General features: G+C 44.2%; 11 protein-coding genes. 5 read left to right on the forward strand and 6 right to left on the reverse strand.

Going from position 1 to position 12,452, the window contains the following annotated elements:
• Window positions 1-114 precede the first annotated feature (114 nt).
• The 4 genes from BLW60_RS03680 (at window position 115) to BLW60_RS03695 (ending at window position 1,970) form a co-directional block, all read left to right on the forward strand.
• The gene (locus BLW60_RS03680; RefSeq protein ID WP_074714541.1) at window positions 115-501 is read left to right on the forward strand and encodes a hypothetical protein; all 387 of its coding nucleotides are present in this window, start codon (window positions 115-117) and stop codon (window positions 499-501) included.
• A gap of 373 nt (window positions 502-874) precedes the next feature.
• Window positions 875-1,081 carry a helix-turn-helix transcriptional regulator gene (locus BLW60_RS03685; protein ID WP_028516074.1) on the forward strand — a complete coding sequence of 69 codons (207 nt, stop codon included), beginning with the start codon at window positions 875-877 and terminating at the stop codon, window positions 1,079-1,081.
• 11 nt (window positions 1,082-1,092) lie between these two features.
• The gene (locus tag BLW60_RS03690; protein ID WP_074714542.1) at window positions 1,093-1,524 is read left to right on the forward strand and encodes a hypothetical protein; all 432 of its coding nucleotides are present in this window, start codon (window positions 1,093-1,095) and stop codon (window positions 1,522-1,524) included.
• Between the two features lie 20 nt (window positions 1,525-1,544).
• Window positions 1,545-1,970, forward strand: coding sequence for a DUF2178 domain-containing protein (locus BLW60_RS03695; RefSeq protein ID WP_074714543.1), 426 nt, complete (start codon window positions 1,545-1,547; stop codon window positions 1,968-1,970).
• Between the two features lie 552 nt (window positions 1,971-2,522).
• Here BLW60_RS03695 and nifJ read toward each other — a convergent pair.
• Together nifJ and BLW60_RS03705 are read right to left on the reverse strand one after the other, a co-directional pair.
• Entirely contained in the window at window positions 2,523-6,050 is a 3,528-nt protein-coding gene (nifJ, locus tag BLW60_RS03700) for a pyruvate:ferredoxin (flavodoxin) oxidoreductase (RefSeq protein ID WP_074714848.1), read from the reverse strand.
• Between the two features lie 673 nt (window positions 6,051-6,723).
• A complete protein-coding gene (locus tag BLW60_RS03705; RefSeq protein WP_074714544.1) occupies window positions 6,724-7,164 on the reverse strand; it encodes a SpoVA/SpoVAEb family sporulation membrane protein in 441 nt (146 codons plus the stop codon).
• Window positions 7,165-7,315: 151 nt separating this feature from the next.
• Here BLW60_RS03705 and BLW60_RS03710 point away from each other — a divergent pair, with 151 nt between their 5' ends.
• Window positions 7,316-7,594 (forward strand): sporulation transcriptional regulator SpoIIID, encoded by a 279-nt coding sequence (locus BLW60_RS03710; RefSeq protein WP_074714545.1) that lies wholly within the window; start codon window positions 7,316-7,318, stop codon window positions 7,592-7,594.
• Window positions 7,595-7,718: 124 nt separating this feature from the next.
• Here the strand turns inward: BLW60_RS03710 and BLW60_RS03715 are convergent, their stop codons facing one another.
• From BLW60_RS03715 to BLW60_RS03730, 4 genes are read right to left on the reverse strand one after another with little or no spacing between them, the layout of a single operon-like run.
• On the reverse strand, window positions 7,719-9,089 hold the full coding sequence (locus tag BLW60_RS03715) for a DUF4340 domain-containing protein (protein WP_074714546.1): 1,371 nt from the start codon (window positions 9,087-9,089) through the stop codon (window positions 7,719-7,721).
• Window positions 9,089-10,594: a GldG family protein gene (locus BLW60_RS03720; protein ID WP_074714547.1), complete on the reverse strand. Its 1,506-nt coding sequence runs from the start codon at window positions 10,592-10,594 to the stop codon at window positions 9,089-9,091. Before BLW60_RS03720 ends, BLW60_RS03715 begins: the two co-directional genes overlap by 1 nt.
• 6 nt (window positions 10,595-10,600) lie before the next feature.
• Window positions 10,601-11,335, reverse strand: coding sequence for an ABC transporter permease (locus BLW60_RS03725; RefSeq protein ID WP_074714548.1), 735 nt, complete (start codon window positions 11,333-11,335; stop codon window positions 10,601-10,603).
• 1 nt (window position 11,336) lies between these two features.
• Complete coding sequence (locus BLW60_RS03730; protein ID WP_074714549.1) at window positions 11,337-12,356, reverse strand: ABC transporter ATP-binding protein; 1,020 nt, start codon at window positions 12,354-12,356, stop codon at window positions 11,337-11,339.
• Window positions 12,357-12,452 lie beyond the last annotated feature (96 nt).

The raw sequence follows: 12,452 nt of genomic DNA on the forward strand, positions 1-12,452 counted from the left end.
ATGAAATACGGAGGTGAAAATAGTATTTTTTATGTGGTGTTTCAGTGTAGGGGATGATGCTTCTTGCATCATATTGAAACATTTTGGAGATGATTTATTTTAGGGAGTGAGCGTATGAATAAAAAAATTATGAAAGAAGCTTTATTAGCTACAATTCTGGATATTATCTTTATCATTTCAATTGTTCTGTTGAATGAAAAACATTGTAATGCAATACTGATACTGAGCAATGTTGTTGTTGGCTGCACTGTTAAGGCAGCAGGTTTCTGGAATGATCTCGTTGCTGATAACAGCTACACACACCTCGGCAAACGTTTTGCCGTAAGCGCACTTGCTTTAGGACTCTTTGCAGTTGCAGCTATTGTTATGCTATGGGCAGGTACATGGTTCGTCCTTTATGCAGGAGTAGGTCTGTTTGCAGTCTTTGTTTATGATTGGATAGCATATTTCCTTTTCAAGACTTATGCACATTCAAGAAAGAATAAAAAGGTCAAAGCTTAAAACAGTATCATGGATAAGGTGTTTCGAGTCAGCAGCGATATTGCAGGCTAAGAAACGCAGCTATACTGTTAGGTACTGCGGTACTGTAAAACAGTGAAAGATATTATCATTGATATAAGAACAAGGCTCCCCGATATGATGTCGGGGAGCTTTTTATGTTAAAACATAAAAATATGTAAAGTGAACTTGACAAAAAATGTAAAGCGTGCTATACTATAATCACAGAAGAAGTAAAGCAAGCTTTACATCAAAGGAGGTAATTTTATGTTTGAATTAATAAAGGATTTTTTGGTTGGAGCATTGCCGTGGGTAGCATACAGTGTTGCAATTGCGTTCTTTGCAGTTTATAGTGAAAAGGATAAGGAGAAAGAGAATGAAAAATAAAATTCAGGAGCTGCGGAAAGCCCGAAAGGTCACGCAGCAGGAGCTTGCGGACGCTCTCAGCGTCACGCGGCAGACTATCATATCGCTGGAAAACGGAAAATACAATGCGTCCCTTACGCTTGCTCACAAGGCGGCGCAGTTCTTCGGAGTTACTATTGAGGAGCTGTTTATATTTGAGGGCGAAGAGAACTTATAAGGAGAATAATTATGGAAAATTTCAAGAAAAAATTACAGAGAAGATTTTATTTATGTCTTATGCTTTGCTGCTCAGGTTCGGCAGTATACTGGGGACTGAGTTATCTTATCAAAGATGTTCCCGATTTTTCACGTGGTATGATAGCAGGCGTTTATTTTGGCATAATAGTTGTTGCAGCGTTTTTGATGATAAAGTATCTTATACTGCTCAGAAATGAGGATAAACTGAAAGCAGAGTACATAAAAACGACTGATGAGCGCAACATTGAGATATCAAAAGCGACTATGAGAACATCTTCTGTCATAAGTCTTGTGGCTACAGGGCTTGCAGTTTTGATAACAGGCTTTTTCAGCAAGACAGTAAGCATAACACTTTTTATAGACATGACAGCAGGTGCTTTGATAACAGTACTTGTAAATCTGTATTACAACAAAAAAATGTGAATTTGTAAAGGAGGAACATTATGGAGAATTTCAGAATTACAATAAAGAAGAGGATATATTTTTTCATTCTTCTTGCGGTTATAATGGCTGCAGGTATAATCCTGCTTGCGGCATTCGGCAGAGCAAATGACGGATTTAACGCAACAAGCGGCATATTAGGTGCAGTGCTTGCCATCGCTATTGGCAATGTTGTAGCGTCGAAAATGGCGCTCGGCAATGAAGCTAAGCTGAAAGAAATGTATATCAAGCAAACCGATGAGAGAAGCGCTCAGATAAATAAAGAGGCTTCTGCAGCTACCTTTCGTATTATACTTCTTGGTATTTCTATTGCGACTATCATCGCAAACTTTTTGAGTGAGGTCGTAAGCTGTACGCTTTCGCTATGTATGGCGTTCATCTTTATGGTGTATATTTCGGTAAGCGCTTATTACAATAAAAAGATGTAAAACAAAACTCCCCGATACCTGTCCGTATCGGGGAGTGATTTTATATTCGTATGTGCATAATTCACGTTAAACTTCCGTAAGCGAAAGCAGACTGTCCGTTTTGCAGAGAGTAAGAGAGTTTACGAGCGTCAACGTTGAAGGGTGCAGCGTCACGCTGCAAAACACCTTGACAAAATAAATTTTGTGGTGTATAATGTAGGTGAAATGAATGAGAGAACATTTCATGAGTCATCTAACTCACGCAAAGAAAAACACCCGAAGCGGCTACTTCGGGTGTTTTTTCCGTTATAAACGGAAAGGGCTTTTGTCGGGCTACTTCCTGTCAAGCCACTTGCTTATGTAATTTGCGATCACACCAGCTGCGACAGAAACTATAAATGAGAGAAGAAAGGTCATCTAACTCACCTCCTTCCTGACGGAAGAAGCCGACAATTAATAATAGCATTTTTGTCGCATAATGTCAAACAAAACTCCCCGATACCTGTTCGTATCGGGGAGTGATTTTATATTCGTATGTGCACGTTAAGCGGAAATATTCCACTTAGCTAAAAATCACTTTTCAGCGAGCTTTGTGAGGTAAGCGTAACGATTTGTTGCAGTCTCCTCAGCCTTAGCAAAGAGCTCCTTAGCACGATCTGGGAATGAACGTGTGAGTGCGCTGTAACGAGCCTCGTTCATGATGAAGTCCTGATATGACTCTGTAGGAGCCTTAGAATCAAGCTGGAATGGGTTCTTGCCCTCAGCAGCCAGACGTGGATCATAACGGAAGTTGTTCCAGTAGCCGCACTTAACAGCCTTCTCCATCTCAGACTGACAGTTTGTCATACCGCCCTTGATAGAGTGCATCTCACAAGGTGCATAGCCGATGATGAGTGATGGTCCCGGATAAGCCTCAGCTTCCTTGATTGCCTTGAGAGTCTGGTTCATGTCAGCACCCATAGCGATCTGTGCAACATAGATGTAACCGTAGCTCATAGCGATATCAGCAAGACGCTTCTTAGCGATTGCCTTACCTGCTGCTGCGAACTGTGCAACCTGACCGATGTTAGATGACTTGGAAGCCTGTCCGCCTGTATTTGAGTAAACCTCAGTATCGAATACCATGATGTTTACATCTTCGCCTGTAGCGAGAACGTGGTCGAGACCGCCGAAGCCGATATCATAAGCCCAACCGTCACCACCGAAGATCCATACAGACTTCTTGGAGAGGTAGTTCTTGTTTGCAACGATATCTGCGCACTTATCGCACTTGTCAGCGCACTTCTCGAGCTCAGCAACGAGAGCAGCTGTTGCAGCTGTATTCTTTGCACCGTCGTTAACTGTTGCGAGGTACTCATCAGCAGCTGCCTTAACCTCAGCAGATGCCTTGTCGCTTGCAGCGATTTCCTTAACTTCCTCGATGAGTCTCTCACGGATAGCCTTCTGACCGAGATACATACCGAGACCGTGCTCAGCGTTGTCCTCGAACAGTGAGTTAGCCCATGCAGGACCGTGGCCGTTTGCATCAACTGTGTATGGTGATGTTGCAGCAGGACCGCCCCAGATTGAAGAACATCCTGTTGCGTTGGAAATATACATTCTTGAACCGAAGAGCTGTGTGATGAGTCTTGCATATGAAGTTTCAGCACAGCCTGCGCATGAACCTGAGAATTCAAGAAGCGGCTTCTTGTACTGGCTGGAAATAACAGTAGCATCTGTAGCTACATCTGTCTTTTCTGTAACCTTTGCAACACAGTAATCGAATACTGCCTGCTGTGGCTCCTGAGACTCTCTTGGAACCATCTTGAGTGACTTAGTTGGGCAGACACCGATACATACGCCGCAGCCCATGCAGTCCATAGCAGAAACAGCAAGTGTGTACTTGTACTCTGTCTTTACGATCGGCTTAGGAGCGATCTTGATGTTCTCAGGAGCAGCAGCTGCTTCAGCTTCTGTCAGAGCGAATGGACGGATTGTTGCGTGTGGGCATACAAATGAACACTTGTTACACTTTGCACATGTATCCTGATTCCACTCTGGAACCATAACAGCAACTCCGCGCTTCTCGTATGCGGAAGCACCCTGCTCGAATGTACCGTCAACATGATCTGAGAATGCAGAAACAGGGAGAGTATCACCGAGCATCTTGCCTACAGGGTTCATGATGCCGTCAACCATCTTGACGAGCTTCTCTGGGCCCTCGAGCTTAGCAGGTGCGGAATTATCAACAGCATTTGCCCACTCAGCAGGAACATCTACCTTAACGTAAGCATTTGCGCCTGCGTCGATAGCCTTCTCGTTCATCTGAACGATCTCGATACCCTTCTTCATGAACTTCTGAGCCTTCTCCTTCATGTAGCCGATTGCCTCAGCCTCAGGAAGAACCTTTGAAAGTGAGAAGAATGCAGACTGGAGAATTGTATTTGTACGCTTGCCAAGACCGATCTCCTGTGCAAGGTCTATTGCGTTAACCAGATAGAGCTGGATATTGTTCTTTGCGATATACTGCTTTGTGTCAGCTGTGAGGTGCTGGTCGAGCTCCTCTGGCTTCCACTGGCAGTTGATAAGGAATACACCGCCGGGCTTTACGTCGTTGACCATCTTGTAGCCCTTGAGGATGTATGATGGGTTATGACAGGCAACAAAGTCAGCCTTGTTTATGTAGTAAGGGCTCTTGATAGGCTTGTCACCAAAACGAAGGTGTGAGATAGTGATACCGCCTGTCTTCTTTGAGTCATACTGGAAGTATGCCTGAACGTACTTGTCAGTGTGGTCACCGATGATCTTGATAGAGTCCTTGTTTGCACCAACAGTACCGTCGCCGCCGAGACCCCAGAACTTGCACTCGATAGTGCCTTCTGCTGCTGTGTTAGGAGCATCTTCCTCAGCGAGTGAGAGGTTTGTAACATCGTCAACGATACCGAGTGTGAACTGTGGCTTAGGATCAGCCTTTGCGAGCTCTGCATAAACAGCAAATACAGATGCAGGAGGAGTATCCTTAGAACCGAGACCGTAACGGCCGCCGATTACCTTGATACCAGTTCTGCCTGTAGTATTGAGAGCAGCAACTACATCGAGGTAAAGTGGCTCACCAAGAGAGCCTGGCTCCTTAGTTCTGTCGAGTACAGCGATTGTCTTAGCTGTTGCAGGGATTGCCTCAACGAGCTTTTCAGCTGAGAATGGACGGAACAGGCGAACCTTAACGATACCGACCTTTTCACCCTTCTTGTTGAGGTAGTCGATAACTTCTTCTGCAACGTCACAGATAGAGCCCATTGCAACGATAACGCGCTCTGCGTCAGCTGCACCGTAGTAATTGAAAAGTTTATAGTCAGTGCCGAGCTTTGCGTTTACCTTGCCCATGTACTCCTCAACGATTGCAGGAACAGCATTGTAGTAGGAGTTGCAAGCCTCACGGTGCTGGAAGAAGATATCTCCGTTTTCGTGAGAACCGCGCATTGTCGGATTTTCCGGATTAAGAGCACGAGCACGGAATGCCTTTACAGCGTCCATATCGCACATTTCCTTCAGATCCTCGTAATCCCATACGGCGATCTTCTGGATCTCGTGTGATGTACGGAAACCATCGAAGAAGTTGATGAAAGGAACACGGCTCTTGATAGAAGCAAGATGAGCAACAGCAGCAAGGTCCATTACTTCCTGTGGGTTGGTCTCAGCGAGCATTGCAAAACCTGTCTGACGGCAAGCGTAAACGTCGGAGTGGTCACCGAAGATGTTCAGTGCGTGAGAAGCTACGCAGCGTGCAGAAACATGGAATACGCAGGGGAGAAGTTCACCGGCGATCTTGTACATATTTGGGATCATAAGGAGAAGTCCCTGAGAAGCAGTATAGGTTGTGGTCAGAGCACCAGCGTTCAGAGAACCGTGAACAGTACCTGCTGCACCAGCCTCAGACTGCATCTCTTCAACCTTAACGGTAGTGCCGAAAATGTTCTTGACACCCTGAGCTGACCACTGATCAACGTAGTCTGCCATAGGGCTGGAAGGTGTGATCGGATAGATACCGGCAACTTCCGTGAAAGCGTATGAAACATATGCAGCGGCGTTATTACCGTCCATTGTTTTCATTTTTCTTTTGATTGCCATAGGAATGACCTCCTAAAAAGTATTAAATTTAGGTTATAGGAATGTTTAACGGGACGAGCGTTAACCATGTATAACTACGTTATCTATTATATCACAAAACAAATTTTTTGTAAACACCTTTTTTTGCGCTTTGATACAAAGTTATCATGCGTATTTTGCGCAATTTGCCTATATTCCAAGGATTTGACAGTATTTTCACAATTGGAGCGCCGGTAATTTGTACAAGTGTAAGGGTTTATAAAATGATATTGTAAAAAATGTTGTACAGGTCATGGTCAAAGTTGTGCATAATTACAAAAGTTTAAGGATTTGCTTGACGTGAGGGCGTAAATAATGTATAATAACTATAGTGTTAAATAATTCTTAATTATTAACACTCGTTTTGTTGTCTCCTTTCTTTTGTTCTACACATATTTATTTTCATCTGTTTATCTAAGACAAGCAGGGCATATGCCCTGCTTATTTTTTTGGCAGCGTGACGCTGCACCCTAACCACGTTGGCGCTTGCAAGCTCGCTCACTCTTATCAAGACCGTTACTCGTACATCGCTTACGGCACTTTTTGTTTTATGTATGTTTATTAGTCACGGGCGGATACTATCCGCCCCTACATATTTTCATTCGTAATTTGTCGGCATGAGCCGACACGATCAATTATGCATTATGAATTATGAATTAAACAAATAGTAGATCAGTCCGTATACAGACGCGGCTGAGCAGCCGAAAAGAATGACGGGACCTGCTATGGTGAATATCTTTGCTCCTACGCCGAGTATAGGACCTTCTGATCTTGCCTCGATAGCGCATGAGCTTATGGCATTTGAAAAGCCTGTGATAGGTACGAGAGTTCCTGCACCTGCGTGTTTGGCAAGCTTTGCATACCAGCCAAGACCTGTGCATATGGAACTTAGTCCCACAAGTATAATGGAAGTCCATGTGCCTGCTTCTGTACGGTCGAGACCGTATGCCTGAAGCATTGAGAGTATTATCTCGCCCAGTGCGCAGATCGCTCCGCCCACAAGGAAAGCAAAAGTTATATTGACTTTGGAATTGGACTTTGGTGAAGCCTGCCGCGTCATATCGCTGTAAAGCTCAGGTGTAATTTTCATATTATCAGCTCCTTTGCTGTATTATGTGCTATTGTTCGTAAAATATTCCAAAGGCTCAAGAATGTGTTTTAGTCTTACTGTCGGTAAGGTATCATTTCTTTCTCTTCTTCGACATATACATTAGTAAATGCAAGAGAAAGAGGTGATATGTTTGAAAACACAGCCGGAAGGTCGTGCGGTCATGCTTGGAAGATATATTATCGAAAACAGGACTACTGTACGCGGAGCTGCCGGAAATTTCGGCATTTCAAAAAGTACGGTACATAAAGATGTAAGTGAAAGGCTGAAACAGGAAGATCCCGAGCTGTATGAAAAAGTGAAGGACATACTCGAAATAAACAAGAAGGAAAGGCATATCCGCGGCGGACTTGCCACAAAGCGGAAATATGCCGAAATAGCCTGCCGCAGGAAAAAGATACGGCATTTTTAACTGTGACGCTCATTTAGAGTTTATGCGTATTTTTCGGGCGAACGATGTTCGCTCTAACTACTCTCTAACTACTGATCTCTGTGAAATAACAACAAAGGGGCGGATATTATCCGCCCCTGCGCTTTTATATGCCTGCAAGTTTTTTGAATTTGATATAGAATTCGCTGAGCGAGTCTCTGCCTGTCAGCATACTTTCGTCAACATATGCGCCGATATACTTTCCGTCACGGAATACGTAATATTTTTCTTCTTCGCCCTTTACAAGGTCTATCTTAAGAGATGTACCGTCACTGAAGCTGTATTCGGCAGTCATGACAGGATCTTTCAGTTCGGGCTTTGCAGTAACATCTGTGCCCTTCAATTTCACTATTGCAAATGCATTGAAGAAATTGTTGAAAGCAACATAATTTTCTGTTGAGTCAAAGTCAACGTCCTTGCCGTTGTATTTGCACTGCATATTCTTGATATCAACTTCACAGGTGTCGTTGTTACCAAGGTAGCTGAAGTTGAAGCTGCTTACACTGTAAGAGTCAGCCGAAACGTAATTGCGTACGAGGTAATCATAGGGGAGAGCGTTTGCTATGGTAAGGTCTTCCCTGTAATAAAGCTCTACCTGCTCATCATCTACGAGTACGAAGCAGTATGTCGGATCATTATCATTTGCACTGATGATGATATGGTGCTCGCTGCCGTCGCTGCCCTTTACGACTATATCGCCGTATGGCTTATCGAAGCCGTACTTTGAAAGGTCGTCAAGCTTTTCGTCAAGCATTTCCTCTGCTTCAAGACGTACAAGATCGTTGAGAGCAGCTGTTACCGCGGTCTGGTCGAGTTCGAGCTCGGAGTACTCCTTGGGGAGTGACCATGCCTGAGTATCAGCATTAAATGAAAGGTCACAGAGCACCTTGCCGTCCTTGTATGTAGTTACCTCCTGCAGATCATAAAGTGAGTAAGGCACTATCATTTTATTCTTGAGGAGAAGTCTGTCGAGCTTGAGCACGCTTCCCTGCAGTGAGTCAACAGCGTAGACATTGCTTTTTCCGTCAACGGTAACATAGTAATAATCGCCTGTAGGGCTTTCGCTTCCTATGTATATGGTATGTGTGCCGGAAGGGAGAGTGATCTCCACCTTGTCGGGATCGTCAAGACCGTACATTGCCAGCTTTTCATCTGTTACGCTGCCGTAGTTAGTAACGGCTTTAAGGTCGGAAAGGTATGTGCATATGAGCTGGCAGTAGGTCTGGTCAAGCTTGAATTCGCCATTGGTTAGAGCCCATTCATCTTCTGTTTTCTCGGCAGTATAAACTTCATCGCCCTTGGAGAAAACTATTTTTGTAGGGCTGTACGGATCGAAGCTGAACAGCACATTGTCTGCAAGCTCCTGTTTTGTCTGCTCTTTTTCCTTGTCCTTATTATGCTTGGCAGCAAGGTAAAAGCCTATGGAAGCACCGGCAAGGAAAACAAGAGCGATAAGTCCGATAATTAATTTTTTCATCAGGAATTTCTCCTTTTAAGCCATACAGCGACACCGACGATAGCAAGAAGTGCAGGGATAACGTAAACTATGACCATAACACTTGTTGCTTCTTTTCTGTCCTTGAAGGTCATGTGGTCGTAGGAGTTGAACTTGTTTCCTATACCAAACTGGATATCACTGTCATACAGCCATGTATTACTGAATGTTGCAAGCATATTAGAGCCGCTTATAGAAGGAGCGATAGCATCGCTGTCGATTATGGAAGTAGTACCGAATACTACCATTTTTCCGCCCGATACCTTATTGTAAGAGTAATAGCCGAAGTCAAGATCAAGACCTGTGAGGAGCTCATCTGCCTGCTGTGCGGTGATCTCGTCGCCGCCCATTGACTTGCTGACTGTTGTATATTCACCTGAAGCAGTTGCAACATTCTTGATTATAGATGAACGCTCTGTATAAGATGCGCCCGGGAAGCTGTCCTCGGGTATCTCGGTAAGGCTTCTTGTGTTGGCGATACCTGCGATATATGAACCTTCGCTTATGAGTTCGTTAAGATCGGAGGTGAGGTCCTGAGTGAATTCGTCATTGTATCTTGAACCTGCGGGATACTCAACGCGGAAGAAATTCTCGACCTGTTTTGAGTTCCTGTCCTGAAGCTTGTTGGCATCAAGAGACTCTGTAACATAGTTATAGTCGAGGATAAGTCCGAATTTTTCCATAACGTTTTCTATGTTGTAGAAACGTCCCTCTGTGTCGCATGGATCGATAAGGAATGAGAGAGAACCGCCGTTTTCGGCGTACTCGTTAAGGAGGTCTTTCTCCTTGTCTGTTATATCCTTCTGAGGACCTGCAAGGTAGATTATCTTTGCATTATCGGGGATAGCTCCTGCCTTGTCGAGGTCGAGCTCCTGAACATCGTAGTCCTTGGACTTGAGCTGATCTGCGTATATCGAGAAGCTGTCGTTTATGGACTTCTCTCCGTGGCCTGTAAGGAAGTATACAGTCGGGAGAGAACCGCTTGTACAGATCGAGATAGCTGCTGCGAGAAGCTCTTCGCCTGCATACTGCTTCTGTCCCTGTGAGCCCTGGAATATCTTTGCGCCGCTTATCTTCTTGGTGACATTGTTGCACTTTACGAAGATATCACATTCCTTTGTACCAAGGTTGCCTTCGGGATCAAGGCTGCTTGCGAGTGCGGCGTTTTCGTTAGGATCGAAGCAGGTGAGGTCGATATTGTCGAATTCATCGAGCTGTGTGAGTGTGTGATAAAGGGGGAGGAATTCCGAAGCATCAGCTTCATTGAAGTATGCAAGCTTTGAGAGATAGTAAACATCTATATGCTTGTCGGAATTGTCAGCGATGAGCTGCTTTGTCTTTTCGTTAAGTGTGTACTTCTTTGAAGGAGTCATATCGAAGCCCCTGTCGTAAAAGCTTACTATAAGGTTTATCGGTATGAAGATGACAAGTACGAGTATCGCCATTATGAAGGCGATAGTATTGGTGAAATTCTTTTTCTTCTTCATTTCGGCTTACCCCCTGTTCCAGCGTCTCTTCTCGATGGCGATATATGTCCATGCGAGGAAAACTATTATTACAGAACCGAAGAATACCATATCCGAAAGACGAATGAAGCCTTCTGAGAAGTATGCAAATCTTGGCTGTGCTGCAAATGAATATATCACTGACTGTACTTTTGGGTACTGTGAGATGAAGGCTGTGTTTGAGAAGTCATCAACGAAGAGGAGTATGAACATTATTACCTCACCGATGATAGCTGCAAGTATGGACGATTCGGTAAGTGATGAGATGAACATACCTACTGCGATGTACATGGTTCCCCAGAAGAAGATGCCTATGTAAGCGCATATGAGCTGGCTGACTATGACTTCGCCCTTGATCGCTGTAAGGATAGGGAAGAATGCAGTACCTAAAAGCATGAAGATGTAAACAGTAACGTTTGCGAGGAACTTTGCGATAACTATTTTCAGAACGCTGACAGGAGATGTCATCAGCAGGACTTCCGTACCGTTCTTGCGCTCGTCCGCAAATGTCCTCATGGTGAGGAGCGGTATGAGGAATATGAAGTAGAGGATAACGGAATAGAACATCTCGGTGAAGGAGAATGCCCATGTGTTTGAGCCCTCGAGCTTAGCGATACCGCTTGAAAAGCTCAGGGAGAACAGCAGCATGAAAAGTGCTGCGAAAGCGTAAGCGAAAGGAGTGTAGAAGAATGATTGCAGCTCCTTTTTATAAATAGGAAACATCTTACTCTTCCTCCTTTTTCTCAGTGTTTTTTTCTGACTCATCAGGCATCTCGTCAAGAAGCTCCTGTAGTCCGTTCTTCTTTACGGGGCGGTTGATGAGCTCGATGAATACGTTTTCAAGGTTAGGCTTGTCCGTATACATTTCAAGTATGCTTATGCCGCTTTTGAGACATTCGGACATGATAGAATCTCTGATAGTATCAGTATCGCCTTCGAGAGAAACGGTGAATGAGTAGATATCATTGCCCTCATCGTCTATCTTCTTTATCTCGCTGACGCCCTTGGTCATACCTATTATAGAAGCAGCCTTTTCCTTGTCGCCCTTTACCTTGATGTGAAGTATAAACGATGTGGCAAATGACTTTTCAAGGTTCTCGATAGTGTCGATAGCTCTTATGTCGCCCTTGTTGATGATGATTACTCTGTCGCATACCGCACTTACTTCACTGAGGATATGTGAGCTGAATATAACGGAGTGCTCTTTTTTCAGATCCTTTATAAGAGCACGTACCTCTGCTACCTGATTTGGATCGAGACCAACTGTAGGCTCGTCGAGGATAAGGAATTTAGGGTTGCCGAGAAGTGCCTGAGCAAATCCCACACGCTGTTTGTAACCCTTTGAAAGATTGCGGATAAGCTTTCCCGAAACGTCCTTTATTTTAAGAAGTCCCATAACGCGCTCTATTTCGCTCTTGCGCTTGCCTGCTGGCACTCTTTTAAGACCTGCACAGAATGAAAGGTATTCCTTTACCTTCATATCGGGGTATACGGGAGGTATCTCGGGGAGGTATCCGATATTGCTTTTTGCTTTTATCGGATCTTTGGTTATGTCTGCACCGTAGATGGTAACAGTTCCGTCTGACATGGGCAGGAATCCCGCGATCATGTTCATGGTAGTTGATTTTCCCGCACCGTTGGGCCCGAGAAAACCGAGGATCTCATTATCGTTTATTGTAAAGCTTATATGATTTACAGCACGGTTGCTGCCGTAATACTTTGTAAGGTTTTCAATAGTAATCATGAGCTGCTCCTTTCCGATCAATAAATCAATTTTATCAAAAAACAGGTGCTATTATCTCATCATAGCATACTGCTATATTATCGCAGAATAATATTA

The sequence above is a fragment of the Ruminococcus flavefaciens genome (genome assembly GCF_900108555.1).
In the GTDB taxonomy this organism is placed as follows: Bacteria; Bacillota; Clostridia; order Oscillospirales; family Ruminococcaceae; genus Ruminococcus; species Ruminococcus flavefaciens_P.